Below are 18,051 nucleotides of genomic sequence, written 5' to 3' on the forward strand. Positions count from 1 at the left end.
GCCGTCCTGGCCGCTTCATGCTATGACGACCAGGCGTTGGATCAAGTCGGCATCACCGAGACTTGTCCTTCGTCATCCAGCACGTCTTCGTTCTTGTTTTAGTGGTCGGTTTCACTCAGTTGCGCACCCCCTCTGGCGAACCTTGGGAGATGGCGACGAGGGGCATTCTAAACACATCCATCGCGGGTCCGGGAACCGCCCGGCGAGAATAAATCCAGCTACGCTAACGAGAACTGACCGGTCACGGTTTGGCCAGTTGAAATTGCTGCTCAATTGGCACAGATTGGTGCCAAACAACTACAACAACAGACTTCGCCTGTCGTCTTGCCGGTTTTTCCTCCGGTCTGACAGACCTTCCAACAAAGCCTGTAGGAAAGTGGCGCAAGTTCAAGACCAAGGGGTCGCTGTTTGAAAAAGCGTCTGTTCATCACGGGTCTCAGTGGATTCGTGGGACAACATATTCAGTCACGTCTGGCTTTGCCCGATTCATCGTGGGAGCTGCTGCCTGCCGCATCGCCCTACGACCTCACGAATGCGAACAGCCTTGTCGACCTGTGGCCGCAAATGCCCGATGCGGTGATTCATCTGGCCGGCCAGACCTTCGTCCCCGAAGCGTTTCGCGATCCGGCCCGCACCCTCGAAATCAATGTTTTCGGCACCCTCAACCTGCTGCAGGCGCTCAAGGCTCGTGGCTTCGCAGGCACTTTTCTGTATGTCAGTTCCGGCGACGTCTACGGCCAGGTGGGCGAAAGCGATCTGCCGATTACCGAGCAACACCCCCCCTGCCCGCGCAACCCTTACGCCGTGAGCAAACTCTCGGCGGAGTTCCTCAGCCTGCAATGGGGCTTGAGCGAACACTGGCCGGTGCTGGTGGCGCGCCCGTTCAACCACATCGGCACCGGGCAGAAAGACAGCTTCGTCATCGCCAGCGCTGCACGCCAGATCAATCGCATCAAACAAGGCCTGCAAGCCCCGCAACTGGAAGTCGGCGATATCGACGTGACGCGTGATTTCCTTGATGTCGGCGACGTCGTATCGGCCTATTTCGCCCTGCTGGAAAAAGGCCAGCCGGGGCAGGTTTACAACATCTGCTCAGGGCGCGAGCAAAGCATTCGCAGCCTCATCGAACAGTTGGGCGATCTGGCCGAAGTCCAGATGCAACTGGTTCAGGACCCGGCGCGCATGCGTCGCGCCGATCAGCGCCGCGTTTGCGGCAGCCACGCAAAACTGGCCAAAACCACCGGATGGTCGCCAGTCATCACAACACAACAATCCCTGCGGGCGATCCTGTCCGACTGGGAGACGCGAGTACGACAAGAATGACAAAAAGTGCATTGATCACAGGGATCACCGGACAGGACGGCGCGTATCTGGCCAAGTTGCTGCTCGACAAGGGCTACAAGGTTTACGGCTTCGTGGCGCGCCGCAGCAGCGATTCGCGCTGGCGCTTGCGCGAGATGGGCGTCGAAGCCGACATCGTCTATCTGGACGGTGACATGGCCGATGCCTGCTCGGTGCAGCGTGCGGTTATCAAATCGGCGCCAGACGAAATCTACAACCTCGCCGCACAGAGTTTTGTCGCGGCCTCCTGGGATCAACCGGTGACCACCGGCATTGTCGATGGCCTCGGCGTCACGCATCTGCTCGAAGCGATCCGCCAGTTCAGCCCGCACACCCGCTTCTATCAGGCATCGACCAGCGAAATGTTCGGGCTGATCCAGGCTGAACAGCAGGACGAGAACACGCCGTTCTACCCGCGCAGTCCTTACGGCGTGGCCAAACTGTATGGCCACTGGATCACCGTCAACTACCGCGAAAGTTTCAATCTGCACGCCAGCAGCGGCATCCTCTTCAACCACGAATCACCGCTGCGCGGCATCGAGTTTGTTACCCGCAAGGTCACTGACGCTGCCGCCCGCATCAAGCAGGGCAAACAGCAGGCGCTGGCGCTGGGCAACATCGACGCCAAACGCGACTGGGGGTTTGCCGGCGACTACGTCGAGGCCATGTGGCTGATGCTGCAACAGGACAAGCCTGACGATTTCGTGGTCGCCACTGGCGTCACCACCACGGTGCGTGAAATGTGCCGCATCGCCTTCGATCACGTCGGCCTCAACTACCGCGATTACGTGAAGATCGACCCGGCGTTTTTCCGCCCGGCCGAAGTCGAAGTGCTGCTCGGCAACCCGGCCAAGGCTCAGCGCGTGCTGGGCTGGAAGCCGAAAACCGATCTGGACACCCTGATCCGCATGATGATGGATGCGGACATGAAACGCGTCGCCAAGGAGTAGGCCATGCTGATCCCCGTGATTCTGTCCGGCGGTGCCGGTACCCGTTTGTGGCCGGTGTCCCGCGAGGGCCATCCCAAGCCGTTCATGACCCTGCCCGACGGCCAGTCGCTGCTGGGCAAGACCTATCAGCGTGCAGCGGCGTTGCTGGACGGCTGGGGTGACATCGTCACGGTGACCAACCGCGAGTACTACTTCCAGAGCAAAGACCACTATGGCGCCGCCCACGTGTCGCGCCATCGCGGGCACTTTCTGCTGGAGCCGACCGGGCGCAACACGGCCCCGGCCATCGCAGCCGCCGCCCTGTCGCTGCAAGCGTTGCATGGCGACGAGGCGATCATGGTGGTAATGCCGGCCGACCATTTGATCGTCAATCAGGACGCGCTCAAGACGGCCGTCGAGCACGCGGTGAATCTGGCGAAGGACGGTTACCTGGTGACCTTCGGCGTGCTGCCGACCGCACCGGAAACCGGCTTCGGCTATATCGAAACCGGTGCGCCACTGGACGCCAAAGGCGCGGCCAAAGTGCAGCGTTTCGTCGAGAAACCCGACCTGCAAACCGCTACGCATTACCTGGAGAGCGGCAACTTCCTGTGGAACTCCGGCATGTTCTGCTTCACCACCGCTGCGGTGATCGCCGAGCTGCAACTGCACGCGCCGCAACTGCTGGAGCAGACCCGCGCCTGCATGGCCGCCAGCGTCCCGGTGGAGACCGTCGGCTGCCTGCAACAGGAACTGTCGCCTGCGCTGTTCGCTGAAATCACCGACATCTCCATCGACTACGCGTTGATGGAGCGCTCGGAAAAAGTCGTGGTCGTGCCTGCCGGTTTCGACTGGAGCGACATCGGTTCGTGGGGCGCCGTCGCGGCGCTGGTCCCGGCCGATGCCGACAACAACCGCGCCAGCGGCGAGGCAATCTTCATCGACAGCCACAACAACTTCGTCCAGAGCGAGGGCCGACTGGTCGCCGCCGTGGGGGTGGATAACCTTATTGTGGTCGACACCGCCGATGCCGTGCTGATCGCCCACGCCGACCGTGCACAGGATGTGCGGCGCGTCGCCAAGCAGCTCAAGGACAAATCCCACGAAGCCTATCGCCTGCACCGTACGGTCAGCCGTCCGTGGGGCACCTACACCGTCCTCGAGGAAGGCCCGCGCTTCAAGATCAAACGCATCGTGGTCAAACCCGGCGGCAAGCTGTCCCTGCAAATGCACCATCACCGCAACGAGCACTGGGTGGTGGTCGAAGGCATGGCCAAGGTCACCAATAATGGCTCCGGCACGACGCTGGTGGCCAAGAACGAATCGACGTTCATTGCCGCCGGCCACCGCCATCGCCTGGAAAATCCCGGGGTGATCGATCTGGTGATCATCGAAGTGCAAAGCGGCGAATACCTGGGAGAGGACGACATCGTTCGCTTCGAAGACCACTACGGCAGGACGGTTTGAATGCTGCTTTCCCTGTACCGCTCGCTGCACAGCTACCGCGGATTCATCCTCGGTAGCGTCAAGCGAGAGTTTCAAGCGCGCTATCGCAATTCGCTGTTCGGTGCGTTGTGGCCGATCTTCAACCCGTTGTCGATGATCGTCGTCTACACCGTGATCTTTTCCCACATCATGCGCGCGCGACTGCCGGGTGTGGACGACAGCATGGCCTACAGCGTCTACCTCTGCGCCGGGCTCCTGGCGTGGGGACTGTTTTCGGAAATCACCCTGCGCAGCCAGACCATGTTTCTGGACAACGCCAACCTGCTGAAGAAAATCAGCTTCCCGCGGATCTGCCTGCCAGTGATCGTGCTGATCAATGCCGGGATCAACTTCGCGATCATCATCGGTCTGTTTCTGGGCTTTCTGCTGGTCTCCGGGCGCTGGCCGGGCATGGCCTTGCTGGCGCTGTTGCCGCTGATCCTCCTGCAAATGATGTTCTGTGCCGGCCTGGGAATGGTGCTTGGCGTACTCAACGTGTTCTTTCGTGATGTCGGCCAGCTCTTCGCGATCTGCCTGCAATTCTGGTTCTGGCTCACACCGATCGTGTACCCGATCAGCATCCTTCCGGAATGGGTTCAGCGTCTGTTGCAGCTCAACCCGCTGACCAACCTGATTGCCAGCTATCAGAATCTGTTCCTTTACGGGCAGTGGCCGGTCTGGAGTTCGCTGCTGCCGATCTTCGTCGCGGGCGCGTTGCTATGTGTCATCGGCCTGCGGCTGTTCCGCCAGCGCGTCGGCGAAATGGTGGATGAACTCTGATGGGGCATATCCGTGTGACCGGCCTGAGCAAGGCCTACAAGCAATACCCCAACCGCTGGGCGCGCCTGGCCGAGTGGCTGATTCCGTTCTCGCCTCTGCGCCATCATCAGCACTGGGTGCTGCGAGATGTCGAATTCGAGATCGCACCCGGCGAAGCGGTGGGCATTGTCGGCGCCAACGGTGCCGGCAAAAGTACCTTGTTGAAGATGATCACCGGCACCACGCAACCCACCGGGGGCAAGATCAAAATCGAAGGCCGGGTGGCGGCATTGCTGGAACTGGGCATGGGCTTTCACGCCGACTTTACCGGTCGCCAGAACGCGATCATGGCGGGGCAGTTGCTGGGCATGCAGCTTGAAGAAATCGAAGCGCTGATGCCTGAAATCGAGTACTTCGCCGAGATTGGCGAGGCCATCGACCACCCGGTGCGTACCTACTCCAGCGGCATGCAGATGCGCCTGGCGTTCAGCGTCGCCACCGCCCGCCGACCGGACATCCTGATCGTCGACGAAGCGCTGTCCGTGGGTGACGCCTACTTCCAGCACAAGAGCTTCGAGCGCATTCGCAGCTTTCGCAAGGCCGGCACCACCCTGTTGATCGTGTCTCACGATCGCTCAGCCATTCAATCGATCTGCGACTCGGCGATCCTGCTCAAGGATGGCCGCATGGCCATGTACGACAAACCGGAAGTGGTGCTCGATTATTACAACGCGCTGATGGCCGAGCGCGAAGGCCAGGTCGTGCGTCAGGAAATGCTCGCCGGCGGCGAAGTGCAGACCGTGTCAGGTACCGGTGAAGCGGCCATTCTTGGCGTGCGCTTACTGGATGAACAGGATCACAGCATCGACGCCGCCGAAGTCGGTCAACCGGTGGTGCTGGAAGTCCAGGTTGAGGTGCGCAAGGACATTGAGCGGTTGGTGCTGGGCTTTATCCTCAAGGATCGTCTGGGCCAGATGATGTACGGCATCAACACCCATCGCCAGGACAAGGCACTGACCGATCTGCGTGCCGGCGAACGCTTCACCTACCGCTTTGCGTTCATCATGGGCCTGGGCAAGGGCAACTATTCGGTGTCGCTGAGCCTGTCGCGTCTGGACTCTCATCTGGATCGCAACTTCGAATGGCGGGACTACGGCCTGGTATTTCACGTCATCAACAATCGTCAGGAAGATTTCGTCGGCTGTTCGTGGCTCAACGCCCAAACCACGATTACCCCTCATACCGAAGCCAGACTTGCCGAGCGCGCGCCATGACCCGCTTGCTGGTGGAATGCACCCATGTGTTCAAACACCCGAAGGTCAACTCGGGCATCCAGCGGGTGGTGCGCAACGTCATCAAGCAATTGCCTTCGAGTGCCGAGGGCGTCGAATGCGTGCCAGTCATTGTGCTGCGCGGCCAACTCTATCGCGTACAGCACCTGGCACCTCTGGACACCCCGCTGTTCAACGCCTTGGCCAGTTTCGGCGAACGCCTGGAACGCATGGCCCATCGGTTCGGGCAATGGCATCAACGACTCGACGCCCAGTGCACAGCAAAACTGGCGCGACGCTCACTGTATGTCTCGTATCGCTTGACGGCCTTCGGTGTATTTGGCCTGCCGTTACGTTTTATCGGGGCGATCAATCGGACCCAACTGCCAAAACGCTGTTCACCCTTGCAGCATCAGACCGGCGACCAACTGGTGCTACTGGATTCGTCCTGGCATTCGGATTTTTTCATGGCTGTAGAACGGCTCAAACGCGAGGGCGTCGGGATCATTGCGGTGATCTACGACCTGATCCCCCTGACCCATCCGCAGTTCTACGACACGCGGCTGGTGCGGGTTTTCAGTGAGTGGTTCGACTGGATCACCCGAACGGCCGACGGCTACATGGCAATTTCCGCCACCGTGCGCGATCAAGTGCGCGAAGAACTACAGCGCCGGATCGGTGCAGAACGCACCGACAAACACTGGTTCGATTACTTCCACCTCGGTTCCGAACTGGATCTGCACAGCGCCAAGGCCACCGTGGCCCCGTCCCTGCAACGGCTGTTCGCCAATCCTGAGCCGGTGTTTTTGATGGTCAGCACCATCGAACCGCGCAAGAACCACGAATACCTGCTCGACGCCTTCGACCGCGCCTGGGCCACCGGCTCGACCGCGCGGCTGTGCATTGCCGGGCGCATTGGCTGGAAGTGCGACGCCCTGCTCGCCCGGGTGCGCAATCATCCCGAGTTGAACCGGCGACTGTTCATGTTCAACGACCTGAACGACACCAGCCTGGAACACGCTTACGCCCACGCCAGTGCATTGGTGTTCCCCTCGTTCGTTGAAGGCTTCGGCCTGCCACTGGTGGAAGCCATGCAGCGCGGCTTGCCGGCGATGGGCAGTGACATTGCGGTGTTCCGCGAAATAGGCGGCGAGTTCATGGCGTACTTCGATCTGCAGGAACCGCAAAGCCTCGCCGACCTGATCAACACCTTCCAGCGCAGCGGACAGTTCCCCGCCGCCCGCGACGTGGCCGATTGGCAATGGATCGGCTGGCGCGAAGCCAGCGCGCAACTGGCCGAACGCAGCGTGCGCAATGTGCAGCAGGCGCCAGCGGCGCAAGCGAGGCAACATGCGCATTGCCCTTAACGCACGGATTCTCCAGGCGCCGCGCACCGGTATCGGCCATTACGTCGCCGAACTGGTCAACGCCTTGCGCAACGAACCCGATGTTGAAGTGACGTTGTTTCACGGCTGGGGCTGGAGTTCAGCGCTGCCGGAAGCGGCCATGCCCGGCTATTCGCGGTTGACGCCACTGCTGCGGCAGATTCCCGGGGCTTATCAGGCGCGCCGCTGGCTGGAACAAAAACGCTTCGATCAGGGCCGCACCCAAGGCATCGACCTGTATCACGAGCCGAGCCTGTGGCCCCTGACCTTCGACGGTCCGACCGTGATCACGCTGCACGACCTGACGCACCTGCATTTTCCCGACACTCAGCCGCCCGCGCGACTCAAGGAAATCGAACGGCGACTGGCGGCTGGCATACAGCAAGCGCGGCTGATTCTGACCGACTCGCAGGCCATTGCCGACGAAGCCCAGGAGCATCTCGGGCTGCCGGCCGAGCGTTTTATCGTGGCGCCGCTGGGTGTCTGCGAGCGTTTCCATCCGCGTGAGGTGCACACCCTCGACGCCGTGCTCAAGGCCCATGCGGTCGAGGTGCGTGAATACTTCCTGTGTGTCGGCACTCTTGAGCCGCGCAAAAACCTGAGCCTGGCTCTGCGCGCCCATGCCCTGCTGCCGAACGCCGTGCGTGAACGTTTTCCGCTGCTGATCGTCGGCATGGCCGGCTGGCAGCGTGAACAGTTCAGCGACGAACTGCGTCAGGCACTGGCCAGCGGGCATGTGTGCCTGCTCGGTTATCTGCCCGATGAACAAGTCGCGCAATTGTTGGCCGGCGCCCGTGCGCTGATTTTTCCGTCGCGGTACGAAGGCTTCGGCCTTCCTGTGCTGGAAGCGATGGCCAGCGGCACGCCGGTGGTGGTCACCCGCGCTTCGGCGATGCCGGAAGTGGCGGGCGCTGCCGGCAACTATATTGAAGCTGACGATGCAGACGGCTTGCGTGACGTGATGAGCCGACTGATCGACGATCAAGCACATTGGCAGGCATGCCGAGAAGCCGGATTACAGCAGTCACGGCTTTTTTCCTGGGAACGTTGTGCACAGGCTACGGCCGGTGCCTACCGCCAGGCCATGGGAGGTTGAATGCGAGTTCTTCATTTTTTCAAGACGTACCTGCCTGATTCGGTCGGCGGCATCGAGCAAGTGATCTTCCAGCTGTGCGAAAGTGGTGCCCAACACGGTGTCGACGGCCAGGTGCTGACGCTCAGTGCCGACCCGAATCCGCCGGTGGTGCAACTGGGTCAGCACGAAGTGCACCGCGCCAAACTCGACATCCAGTTCGCCTCAACCGGGTTTTCCTGGAGCGTGTTCAAGCAGTTTCGCGAAATGGCCGCCGAGGCGGACGTGGTCAATTACCACTTCCCGTGGCCGTTCATGGACCTGGTGCATTTCGCCAGCGCCATCAAGAAACCCAGCGTCGTCACCTACCACTCGGACATCATTCGTCAAAAACACCTGCTCAAACTCTACCGGCCACTGATGAACCGCTTCCTCGCCAGTGCCGACCGCATTGTCGCGGCCTCGCCCAATTACCTGCACACCAGCGATGTCCTGCAGCAGTTTCAGGACAAGACCCGGGTGATTCCCTACGGCTTGAACAAAGCAGGTTATCCACAGGCGGAAAGTGAGCGGATGAACCACTGGCGGCAAAAGCTTGGGGATAAGTTTTTCCTCTTTGTTGGAGTGATGCGCTATTACAAAGGCCTGCACATCCTGCTCGACGCCATGAAAGATGTGGACTATCCGGTGGTCATCGTCGGCGCCGGGCCGCTGGAGCAGGCACTGCACGCCCAGGCAGCAGCGCTGGGGCTGCGTAACATTCATTTCCTCGGACGCCTTGGGGATGAGGACAAGGTCGCACTGCTGCAATTGAGCTACGCGATTGTCTTCCCGTCGCACCTGCGCTCCGAAGCGTTCGGCATCTCGCTGCTGGAAGGCGCGATGTACGGCAAACCGATGATCTCCAGCGAGATCGGCACCGGCACCAGCTACATCAATATCCACAACGAGACGGGACTGGTGGTGCCGCCAAGTCATCCACAGGCATTTCGCGAGGCGATGCGCACCCTGTGGGAAAACCCGCTGCGCGCTGCAGAGATGGGAGTGAAGGCGCAGGCCCGTTACCGGCAGTTATTCACAGCCGATGAAATGGGCCGCAAGTGGACAGCGCTTTATCAGGAACTGCTGGAAGAAAAATCGCTGTCCTACGCCTGACTTTCGCTTGAAACATGTCTCCTCGGTGGCGAATGGAGGATCGGGTTTAAAGATCCAGCACCAGCGGTTGCTCGCTCTGCGCCGGCACCGCACAGCAAATCAGCACCTGTCCCTCTTCCGGGATATCGGCGGGGGGCTGTGGATAATTCACCGCACCGCTGACCAACCGGGTCTTGCAGGTACCGCACGAACCACCACGGCAACTGAATTCCGGATGCAATCCACGACTTTCCGCCAGCTCCAGCAAACTGCCACCGTCCGGTTGCCAACGGGCCTCCTTGGCCGAGCGTTCGAACACCACGGGCACGGAGGTGGTGGCGGCCGGGGGCTGCTCAATCGTGATGGCGTCCGCATCGGCACGCCGCTTAAGGGTCGAAGGGCCGAAAGTCTCGGCGTGGATCTGTGCATCGCGCACGTCCAGTTCGCGCAAGCTGTCGTACAGACCTTGGGTGAAAGCGCCGGGGCCACACAGAACAAAGTCGATCTGATCGTAATCCTCGACCGCCAGCAGATTCCTCAGCACCGCGTCATCGATGCGCCCGTGCAGGTCAAAATCTTCACCTTCGTGTGCATCCTCTTCCGGCTGACTGAGCAAACGCAGAACCCGCACCGCATCGCCCGCACTGTCCAACAAACGGTCCAGTTCCTTGCGAAACGGTTGATCGGCCAGGCTGCGCGAACTCTGCAGCAACCACGTCGGACGAATCCTGCGCGTGCGCAAACCTTGATAAACCACTTCGCGCAGCATCGACAGCAGCGGCGTAATGCCGACCCCGGCCGCCAACAGCACCAGCGGCCGGCGTTCCAGCGGCGCCACGGTGAAATGCCCTTGCGGCGCTCGCGCCTCCAACACGTCACCCACCTGGATCTGCTCATGCAAATGGCTCGACACGCGGCCTTCGCGCTTCACACTGATCCGGTAAAAACCATCCGACGGCGCACTCGACAGGCTGTAAGTGCGGATGTGCACCTCGCCATCGAGAGTAAAACGCAGCGGTAGATGCTGACCCGCGAGAAACACCGGAAAACCGGCGCCATCGTCCGGCTCCAGGTAAATGGAGCGGATGTTGCGACTTTCTGCCTCGATCTTCGCCACCCGCAGCGGCCGCCAACGGTTACCCAACGCCTGTGCCTGCAAACGGGCATCGGCCTCGGCCCAGTTGCCGGTCAGCAGACTGGTGGGCGACATGCCATCGAAGCGCCAGCGCAAGGCCAGCGCTGCCGGGCGCCGCACCAGTTTTTCCACATCAAATGTCCACAGCCGTTCGGCCCCCTGGAAAGCCTCGATCTGTGGCCCATCGAGGACGATTTCCGTACGGCCGCTCAGGTGCAGCAAATCGCCTGTGGAAAAGTCGATGAACAGCAAGCCAGCCTTGGGGTTGAGCAGCAGATTGCCGAGGGTGTTGAAGTGCAGGTTGCCGGCAAAATCCGGGATGGTCAGGCGATTGCCTTCTACGCGTACGAAACCGGCCTGACCGCCACGGTGGGAAACGTCCACTGATCGCTGGCCATCGACATCGACGTAACTGGCGATAAAGAACGTGTCGGCGCTGGCGATCAACGCGGCGCCCGCGTCGTCCAGCGCATCCAGATGCCGCGCCGGCCGCGACGCGGGATCAGTCAGCGGCACCCGCTGAAACTGGCGCAACTGAATGTACTGCGGGCAGTTGCCGAAGGCCTGATCCACCGTCACGTCGAAACCGCTCGCCTCAAGATTAGTGACATGACCATTGAGCCGGTTGCGCCGACGGGTGTGCAACTCGATGCCGAGCAAACCGACCGGCTCTCCATGACGAATCGGCGCCGGATCATCATCGGCGGGCAGGCTGGCAAATTGAAGGCGCTGCGGATCGGGCGAATGGGCGAACCCCGGCGCACCTTCCAGCACGCTGGCCCAAGGACGCCCCTCGGCATCCACTGCGCCGTACAACATGAACGGCAATTGCTGATAGAACTCACGGTGCTGGTCCGGCATCCAGGTACGAATGACCTTACGCCCGAATGCTTCCATGCGCTCGGCCACCCCCACATGCTCTTGCAGTTGCCGCTCGCCCGCGTGCCAAGGTGAACGTTCCATCACGACCTCTCCTCTGCCCCTGCGGCGCAGTGTGGATGATGAGCATCAGACTGCGGTTTGCAGACCGGCGACGGTGCGCGGCATGCCGACAAAACCGGGCAGTGCTTCGACCCGAGCCAGCCAGGCGCGCACGTTGCCATAGTCATCCAGCGACACGTTGCCTTCCGGCGCGTGGGCAATGTAGCTGTAGGCCGACACGTCGGCGATGGTCGGCTCGCTGCCCGCCAGATACGGTGTGTTGCCCAGTTCGACTTCCATCACCTTGAGCAGGTTGTGCGCACGGGTAATCACTTCTTCAGCATTGAGTTTCGCCCCGAACACCGTGATCAACCGTGCTGCCGCCGGGCCAAAGGCGATTGGCCCGGCGGCTGCCGACAACCAGCGCTGCACCCGTGCGGCGCCCAGCGGATCGCTTGGCAGCCAGCGGCCATTGCCATATTTCTGCGCCAGATACACCAGAATCGCGTTGGAATCAGCCAACACCACGCCATTGTCATCAATGGCCGGTACCTGACCGAAACTGTTGATCGCCAGATACGCCGGCTGTTTGTGCTCGCCTTTGGCCAGATCGACGAAGATCAGTTCGGTCGGCAGTTGCAACAGCGATAGCATCAGCTCAACCCGGTGGGCGTGGCCGGAACGAGGGAAGTTGTAGAGTTTGATCGGTTGCATGGTCGACTCCGCTGGATGATCGCACCGCCCAAGGGTGGCAGCGCTGATGGAGGCCATCTTCTACCTATCCTTGAAGCAACAGAATCACCAGCATTTGCAATCGATTATTTCTTCTCATGCAATAAAGCGGCATTTTTCAGCCCCGGATGCTCACGCAGAGCATTTACCGTGAAATCAACAAAACTGCGCACCCGCGCCGGCGCCTTGCGCCCGCCCTGATACACCACATGAATCGGCAGCGGCGGCAGTTCGAAGTCAGCGAGGACGATTTCCAGTTCGCCGGCCGCGACCTTGTTCGCCACTTGATAGGAAAGCACCCGGGTCAGCCCCAGTCCCAGACACGCGGCCGTGATCGCAGCCTGATTGGCGGTGACTACCAGACGCGGCTCCGGGCGCACGATCAATGGTTCGCCCTGTTCGAGAAACGGCCAGGTGCGTATCTGGCCGGTGGCCGAAGTCGCCACCACGGGCAAACCGGCCAACGCCTGAGGATGCGTGGGGCGGCCGTGATCGGCCAGGTATTGCGGCGAACCGCAAACCACCCGCCGAACCTCGCCCACGCGAATCGCATGCTGATTGCTGTCCGCCAGTTCACCGATGCGCACCGCGACATCGATACCCTCCTCAACCATGCTCACCACCCGATCGAGCAACAGGGCATTGATCGAAACGTCCGGATACTGCGCCAGATAACCGGCCATCACCGGCGTGACAAACAACTCGCCAAACAACACCGGCGCCGTCACCGTCAATTGCCCACGGGGCTGGGCGTGACTGCCGGCAGCCGAATCCTCGGCTTCCTGCACCTCGGCGAGAATTCTGCGACAGTCCTCCAGATAACGTTGCCCCGCCTCGCTCAAATGCACGCTGCGCGTGGTTCGAATCAGCAATTGCGTACCGATGCGCTGCTCCAGTGCGGCCACAGCACGGGTGACGCTGGCGGCGGACAGGCCCAGATGCCGTGCGGCGGCGGCAAAGCCCTGCTCCTTGGCGACGGCGGCAAAGACTTGCATTTCCTGGAAGCGATCCATGGATACCCTCGAATCAGATACAAAAATCGCAGCCGAAGCTGCGATTTTTTTGGGTCGAACTCAGCTGTGGATAACTTATTCCACCGTTACCGACTTCGCCAGGTTACGCGGCTGATCCACGTCCGTGCCCTTGAGCACAGCAACGTAGTACGACAGCAGTTGTAGCGGAATGGTGTAGAGGATTGGCGACAGGATGTCGTGGATGTGCGGCATCTGCACGACGTGGGTGCCTTCGCCGTTGGTCATCCCGGCTTTTTCGTCGGCGAACACGACCAGTTCGCCACCACGCGCACGCACTTCCTGCAGGTTGGACTTAAGCTTCTCCAGCAGTTCGTTGTTCGGCGCTACGGTGACCACCGGCATGTCGTTATCCACAAGCGCGAGCGGGCCGTGCTTCAGCTCTCCGGCTGGATAGGCTTCGGCGTGGATGTAGGAGATCTCCTTGAGTTTCAAGGCGCCTTCCATCGCGACCGGGAATTGCGCACCGCGACCGAGGAACAAGGTATGGTTCTTCTCGGCGAACAGTTCGGCGACTTTCTCGACCGTGCTGTCCATCGCCAGGGCTTCGCCCAGGCGGGTTGGCAGGCGACGCAGTTCTTCCACCAGCGTGGCTTCAATGCCTTTGGCCAGCGTGCCGCGCACTTGGCCCAGCGAAAGGGTCAGCAGCAACAGACCGACCAATTGCGTGGTGAAGGCTTTGGTCGAGGCGACACCGATTTCGCGCCCGGCCTGGGTCAGCAGGGTCAGGTCGGATTCGCGTACCAGCGAACTGATGCCGACGTTGCAGATCGCCAGGCTGGCGAGAAAGCCCAGCTCTTTGGCGTTGCGCAGCGCGGCCAGGGTGTCGGCGGTTTCGCCGGACTGCGAGATCGTGACAAACAAGGTATCTGGCTGCACCACCACTTTGCGGTAGCGGAACTCGCTGGCGACTTCGACCTGGCAAGGGATACCAGCCAGTTCTTCGAGCCAGTAACGCGCAACCATACCAGCGTGGTAACTGGTGCCGCAGGCCACGATCTGCACATTGCGTACTTTGGCGAACAGTTCGGCCGCTTGCGGGCCGAATGCCTGTACCAGCACTTGATCATTGCTCAGACGACCTTCGAGGGTGCGCTGAACAACGGTCGGCTGCTCGTGGATTTCCTTGAGCATGTAGTGACGGAACTCACCCTTGTCCGCTGCTTCGGCACCGTCGCTGTACTGCACGGTCTGGCGCTCGACGGCGTTGCCCTGAACATCCCAGATCTGCACGTTATCACGACGAATTTCGGCGATATCGCCCTCTTCCAGGTACATGAAGCGGTCTGTGACCTGGCGCAACGCCAGTTGATCGGAAGCGAGGAAGTTCTCGCCCAGCCCCAGGCCGATCACCAGTGGACTGCCACTGCGGGCGGCGACCAGACAATCCGGTTGCTTGGCATTGATCACTGCCAGACCGTAAGCACCGTGCAGTTCTTTAACAGTGGCTTTGAGGGCGACGGTCAGGTCAGGTTGCTCCTTGAGCTTTTCGCTGAGCAGGTGGGCAATGACTTCAGTGTCGGTGTCCGAAGTAAACACGTAACCCAGCGCTTTGAGTTGTTCACGCAGAGCTTCGTGGTTTTCGATGATGCCGTTGTGCACCACCGCGATATCACCGGAGAAATGCGGGTGGGCGTTGCGTTCACACGGTGCGCCGTGGGTTGCCCAACGGGTGTGGGCAATTCCGAGACGGCCGATCAGTGGATGCTCGGCCAACGCGGTTTCGAGTTCGCTGACTTTGCCCGGGCGGCGCATGCGCTCCAGGGTTTCGTCGTTGGTGTAGACCGCTACACCTGCGCTGTCATAGCCACGGTATTCGAGGCGCTTGAGGCCTTCGAGCAGGATGGCAGTGATATTACGTTCAGCCACTGCGCCGACAATTCCACACATGCTTATTTCTCCTGACTGACAGCCGCGCAAATCAAAGTGATGCCGCGGGCCTGAATCTGATCGCGGGCCTCATGGGGCAGGCGATCATCGGTAATGAGGGTATGGACACTGCTCCATGGCAGCTCCAGGTTGGGAATCTTTCGGCCGATCTTGTCGGCCTCGACCATCACGATCACTTCGCGCGCGACTTCAGCCATCACCCGGCTCAAACCCAGCAGCTCATTAAACGTGGTGGTGCCGCGCACCAGGTCGATGCCGTCGGCACCAATGAACAACTGATCGAAGTCGTAAGAGCGTAGTACCTGCTCGGCCACCTGGCCCTGAAAGGATTCCGAATGCGGATCCCAGGTGCCGCCGGTCATCAGCAGCACGGGCTCGTGTTCGAGTTCGCTCAAGGCGTTGGCGACGTGCAGCGAGTTGGTCATCACCACCAGACCCGGCTGTTGGCCGAGTTCGGGAATCATAGCGGCGGTGGTGCTGCCACTGTCGATGATGATGCGTGCGTGTTCACGGATTCGTTTTACCGCTGCACGCGCAATCGCCTGCTTGTATCTGGAAACGCTCTGAGCAGTTTCCGCGACCAGTTCCTGGGGCATGGTGATCGCCCCGCCGTAGCGACGCAGCAACAGACCGTGACTTTCCAGCGCGGCGAGATCCTTGCGAATCGTAACTTCGGAAGTTTCGAAGCGCTTGGCCAGTTCATCCACACTCACTTCGCCCTGCTCGTTGAGCAAGGCCAGTATGTTGTGGCGGCGTTGGGGTGTGTTGCGTTTCGACATGGTGATTTTATGTTTCGTTTCGAAAGATAACGGAACCAATCAAAACCTATTGCTGAAAGGTCGTCAAGCGGCGGGCCGACTTTTTTGAGAGCGCCACAAACCAAAATGGGAGCGGGCTTGCTCGCGAACGCGGCGTATCAGTCACTGATTGTGTGCCTGATGCACCGCGTTCGCGAGCAAGCCCGCTCCCACATGGAACAACATTGTGGATAACTCAGCTCTTCTTGATCTTCTCCGGCCGTTTCCAGCCATCGATGTTCTTTTGCCGCGCACGGCCAACAGCCAACTGCGCGTTATCCACATTTTGAGTAATGGTCGAACCGGCCGCTGTGGTTGCACCGCTGGAGATATCCACAGGTGCGACCAATGAGTTGTTCGAACCAATGAACACATCTTCGCCCAACACGGTTTTCCACTTGTTGGCGCCATCGTAGTTACAGGTAATCGTGCCGGCACCTATGTTGGTGCGAGCACCGATTTCGGCGTCGCCCAGGTAGGTCAGATGTCCAGCCTTGGCGCCCTCACCCATACGGGCGTTTTTCAGTTCAACGAAGTTACCCACATGGGCACGGGCCTCCAGCACAGTGCCTGGACGCAGGCGAGCAAACGGGCCGGCATCGCTGCCTTCACCGAGAACGGCGCCTTCGATGTGGCTGTTGGCTTTGACGATCACGCCTTTGCGCAGCGTACTGTCCTTGATCACGCAATTCGGGCCAATCACCACGTCATCTTCAATAACGACGTTGCCTTCGAGAATCACGTTGATATCGATCAGTACGTCGCGACCGACGGTCACCTCGCCGCGCACATCAAAACGTGCCGGGTCACGCAGGGTAACGCCCTGCGTCATCAGGCGGCGACCGGCGCGCAACTGGTAATGACGCTCCAGTTCGGACAGTTGCTTGCGGTCGTTGGCGCCCTGCACTTCCATCGGATCGTGCGGCTGTTCCGTGGCCACCACCAGACCGTCGTTGACCGCCATTTCGATCACGTCCGTCAGGTAATACTCGCCCTGCGCGTTGTTGTTCGACAGGCGGCTCATCCAGTCGGCCAGACGATTGGCTGGCACGGCGAGAATGCCGGTGTTGCCTTCGGTGATTGCACGTTGGGCTTGACTGGCATCTTTGTGCTCGACGATGGCGGCGACTTTGCCATCGGCGTCGCGCACGATGCGGCCATAGCCCGTCGGATCGTCCAGCTCGACGGTCAGCAAACCCATCTGGCCTGGAACGACGTGCTTGAGCAGGCGTTGCAAGGTCTCGACTTCAATCAGCGGCACATCACCGTAAAGAATCAGCACGGTGTCGGCAGTAATGAAAGGCACTGCCTGAGCGGTCGCATGGCCGGTGCCCAGTTGCTTGTCCTGCAGCACGAAATTCAGATCATCAGCGGCCAGACGTTCACGTACCACATCGGCACCGTGGCCAATGACTACATGGATACGTTGTGGATCAAGTTGCCGGGCACTGTGGATAACATGGCCCAACATGGAATTGCCGGCAATCGGGTGCAAGACCTTCGGCAACGCCGAACGCATACGAGTGCCTTGACCGGCCGCGAGGATAACAATTTCGAGAGACATGACTGGCTACCAATCCTGGGTGGTCAGCAACTGCGACCGGGTTGTAAAAATCGGAAAAGAAAAAAGGGTAGCCGAGGCTACCCTTTTTTATCAATCGCACAACAAGTGACTGACGGATTAACCGCCAAACTTCTTGCGGATCTGCTGGACGGTGCGCAGCTGAGCTGCAGCCTCGGCCAGACGTGTAGCAGCGGCGCCGTAGTCGAACTCCGCGCCACGTTCATGCAACGCCTTCTCGGCAGCCTGGACGGCTTGCTGAGCGGAGGCTTCATCCAGGTCGGCAGCACGTTGCACAGTGTCGGCAAGCACCTTGACCATGTTCGGCTGAACCTCGAGGAAACCACCGGAGATGTAAAACACCTCGGCTTCCCCGCCTTGCTTGATCAGGCGGATTGGACCCGGCTTGAGATTAGTGATCAGCGGCGCGTGACCCAGAGCGATACCAAGATCACCCAGTGCACCGTGCGCAATCACCATCTCGACCAGGCCGGAAAAGATTTCCCCTTCCGCGCTGACGATATCGCAATGGACTGTCATAGCCATCTGTTTGCCTCAACCTAAATTAGCGCCCGTTGCCGGGCGCCGGGATTACAGTTTCTTTGCTT

The 18,051-nt window shown here is 60.4% G+C and carries 15 protein-coding genes; 8 read left to right on the forward strand and 7 right to left on the reverse strand.

Annotated features, from left to right (window positions below; all coding sequences use genetic code 11):
- Positions 1–408 precede the first annotated feature (408 nt).
- From ACIOWA_RS11950 to ACIOWA_RS11985, 8 genes are read left to right on the forward strand one after another with little or no spacing between them, the layout of a single operon-like run.
- The gene (locus tag ACIOWA_RS11950; RefSeq protein ID WP_401159952.1) at positions 409–1,323 is read left to right on the forward strand and encodes a GDP-mannose 4,6-dehydratase; all 915 of its coding nucleotides are present in this window, start codon (positions 409–411) and stop codon (positions 1,321–1,323) included.
- Complete coding sequence (gmd, locus tag ACIOWA_RS11955; protein ID WP_339431447.1) at positions 1,320–2,291, forward strand: GDP-mannose 4,6-dehydratase; 972 nt, start codon at positions 1,320–1,322, stop codon at positions 2,289–2,291. Before ACIOWA_RS11950 ends, gmd begins: the two co-directional genes overlap by 4 nt.
- A gap of 3 nt (positions 2,292–2,294) precedes the next feature.
- Positions 2,295–3,737 (forward strand): mannose-1-phosphate guanylyltransferase/mannose-6-phosphate isomerase, encoded by a 1,443-nt coding sequence (locus ACIOWA_RS11960; protein ID WP_339431446.1) that lies wholly within the window; start codon positions 2,295–2,297, stop codon positions 3,735–3,737.
- Complete coding sequence (locus ACIOWA_RS11965; RefSeq protein ID WP_339431445.1) at positions 3,738–4,535, forward strand: ABC transporter permease; 798 nt, start codon at positions 3,738–3,740, stop codon at positions 4,533–4,535.
- Positions 4,535–5,788, forward strand: a complete 1,254-nt coding sequence (locus ACIOWA_RS11970; RefSeq protein ID WP_401159955.1) for an ABC transporter ATP-binding protein — start codon at positions 4,535–4,537, stop codon at positions 5,786–5,788. Before ACIOWA_RS11965 ends, ACIOWA_RS11970 begins: the two co-directional genes overlap by 1 nt.
- A complete protein-coding gene (locus tag ACIOWA_RS11975; protein WP_401159957.1) occupies positions 5,785–7,152 on the forward strand; it encodes a glycosyltransferase family 4 protein in 1,368 nt (455 codons plus the stop codon). The genes ACIOWA_RS11970 and ACIOWA_RS11975 overlap by 4 nt, the downstream gene beginning before the upstream one ends.
- Positions 7,136–8,266 carry a glycosyltransferase family 4 protein gene (locus ACIOWA_RS11980; protein ID WP_401159959.1) on the forward strand — a complete coding sequence of 377 codons (1,131 nt, stop codon included), beginning with the start codon at positions 7,136–7,138 and terminating at the stop codon, positions 8,264–8,266. Before ACIOWA_RS11975 ends, ACIOWA_RS11980 begins: the two co-directional genes overlap by 17 nt.
- Positions 8,267–9,397, forward strand: a complete 1,131-nt coding sequence (locus tag ACIOWA_RS11985; RefSeq protein WP_401159961.1) for a glycosyltransferase family 4 protein — start codon at positions 8,267–8,269, stop codon at positions 9,395–9,397.
- 46 nt (positions 9,398–9,443) lie between these two features.
- Here ACIOWA_RS11985 and ACIOWA_RS11990 read toward each other — a convergent pair whose 3' ends face one another.
- From ACIOWA_RS11990 to ACIOWA_RS12020, 7 genes are all read right to left on the reverse strand, one after another.
- Entirely contained in the window at positions 9,444–11,474 is a 2,031-nt protein-coding gene (locus ACIOWA_RS11990) for a pyridoxamine 5'-phosphate oxidase family protein (protein WP_401159963.1), read from the reverse strand.
- Between the two features lie 45 nt (positions 11,475–11,519).
- The gene (locus ACIOWA_RS11995; RefSeq protein WP_339494122.1) at positions 11,520–12,146 is read right to left on the reverse strand and encodes a glutathione S-transferase; all 627 of its coding nucleotides are present in this window, start codon (positions 12,144–12,146) and stop codon (positions 11,520–11,522) included.
- A gap of 104 nt (positions 12,147–12,250) precedes the next feature.
- Positions 12,251–13,177, reverse strand: a complete 927-nt coding sequence (locus tag ACIOWA_RS12000; protein WP_339431438.1) for a LysR family transcriptional regulator — start codon at positions 13,175–13,177, stop codon at positions 12,251–12,253.
- A gap of 75 nt (positions 13,178–13,252) precedes the next feature.
- Positions 13,253–15,085 carry a glutamine--fructose-6-phosphate transaminase (isomerizing) gene (gene glmS / locus ACIOWA_RS12005; RefSeq protein ID WP_339494119.1) on the reverse strand — a complete coding sequence of 611 codons (1,833 nt, stop codon included), beginning with the start codon at positions 15,083–15,085 and terminating at the stop codon, positions 13,253–13,255.
- A gap of 2 nt (positions 15,086–15,087) precedes the next feature.
- The gene (locus tag ACIOWA_RS12010) at positions 15,088–15,864 is read right to left on the reverse strand and encodes a DeoR family transcriptional regulator (RefSeq protein ID WP_339465120.1); all 777 of its coding nucleotides are present in this window, start codon (positions 15,862–15,864) and stop codon (positions 15,088–15,090) included.
- 214 nt (positions 15,865–16,078) lie between these two features.
- A complete protein-coding gene (gene glmU, locus ACIOWA_RS12015) occupies positions 16,079–17,446 on the reverse strand; it encodes a bifunctional UDP-N-acetylglucosamine diphosphorylase/glucosamine-1-phosphate N-acetyltransferase GlmU (protein ID WP_401159966.1) in 1,368 nt (455 codons plus the stop codon).
- 117 nt (positions 17,447–17,563) lie between these two features.
- On the reverse strand, positions 17,564–17,989 hold the full coding sequence (locus ACIOWA_RS12020; protein WP_339431434.1) for a F0F1 ATP synthase subunit epsilon: 426 nt from the start codon (positions 17,987–17,989) through the stop codon (positions 17,564–17,566).
- Positions 17,990–18,051: the final 62 nt, after the last annotated feature.

It is taken from the genome of Pseudomonas sp. NPDC087614, from assembly GCF_044743485.1.
GTDB lineage: Bacteria > Pseudomonadota > Gammaproteobacteria > Pseudomonadales > Pseudomonadaceae > Aquipseudomonas > Aquipseudomonas baetica_A.

What these genes read in the sequence shown, in the direction of transcription:
- ACIOWA_RS11980 (WP_401159959.1), top strand. Translation starts at nt 7,136, where the DNA reads ATGCGCATTGCCCTTAACGCACGGATTCTCCAGGCGCCGCGCACCGGT.
- ACIOWA_RS11985 (WP_401159961.1), top strand. Translation starts at nt 8,267, where the DNA reads ATGCGAGTTCTTCATTTTTTCAAGACGTACCTGCCTGATTCGGTCGGC.
- glmS (WP_339494119.1), bottom strand. Translation starts at nt 15,085, where the DNA reads ATGTGTGGAATTGTCGGCGCAGTGGCTGAACGTAATATCACTGCCATC.
- ACIOWA_RS11975 (WP_401159957.1), top strand. Translation starts at nt 5,785, where the DNA reads ATGACCCGCTTGCTGGTGGAATGCACCCATGTGTTCAAACACCCGAAG.
- gmd (WP_339431447.1), top strand. Translation starts at nt 1,320, where the DNA reads ATGACAAAAAGTGCATTGATCACAGGGATCACCGGACAGGACGGCGCG.
- ACIOWA_RS11995 (WP_339494122.1), bottom strand. Translation starts at nt 12,146, where the DNA reads ATGCAACCGATCAAACTCTACAACTTCCCTCGTTCCGGCCACGCCCAC.
- ACIOWA_RS12020 (WP_339431434.1), bottom strand. Translation starts at nt 17,989, where the DNA reads ATGGCTATGACAGTCCATTGCGATATCGTCAGCGCGGAAGGGGAAATC.
- ACIOWA_RS11960 (WP_339431446.1), top strand. Translation starts at nt 2,295, where the DNA reads ATGCTGATCCCCGTGATTCTGTCCGGCGGTGCCGGTACCCGTTTGTGG.
- ACIOWA_RS11965 (WP_339431445.1), top strand. Translation starts at nt 3,738, where the DNA reads ATGCTGCTTTCCCTGTACCGCTCGCTGCACAGCTACCGCGGATTCATC.
- ACIOWA_RS11970 (WP_401159955.1), top strand. Translation starts at nt 4,535, where the DNA reads ATGGGGCATATCCGTGTGACCGGCCTGAGCAAGGCCTACAAGCAATAC.
- ACIOWA_RS12000 (WP_339431438.1), bottom strand. Translation starts at nt 13,177, where the DNA reads ATGGATCGCTTCCAGGAAATGCAAGTCTTTGCCGCCGTCGCCAAGGAG.
- ACIOWA_RS11990 (WP_401159963.1), bottom strand. Translation starts at nt 11,474, where the DNA reads ATGGAACGTTCACCTTGGCACGCGGGCGAGCGGCAACTGCAAGAGCAT.
- ACIOWA_RS12010 (WP_339465120.1), bottom strand. Translation starts at nt 15,864, where the DNA reads ATGTCGAAACGCAACACACCCCAACGCCGCCACAACATACTGGCCTTG.
- glmU (WP_401159966.1), bottom strand. Translation starts at nt 17,446, where the DNA reads ATGTCTCTCGAAATTGTTATCCTCGCGGCCGGTCAAGGCACTCGTATG.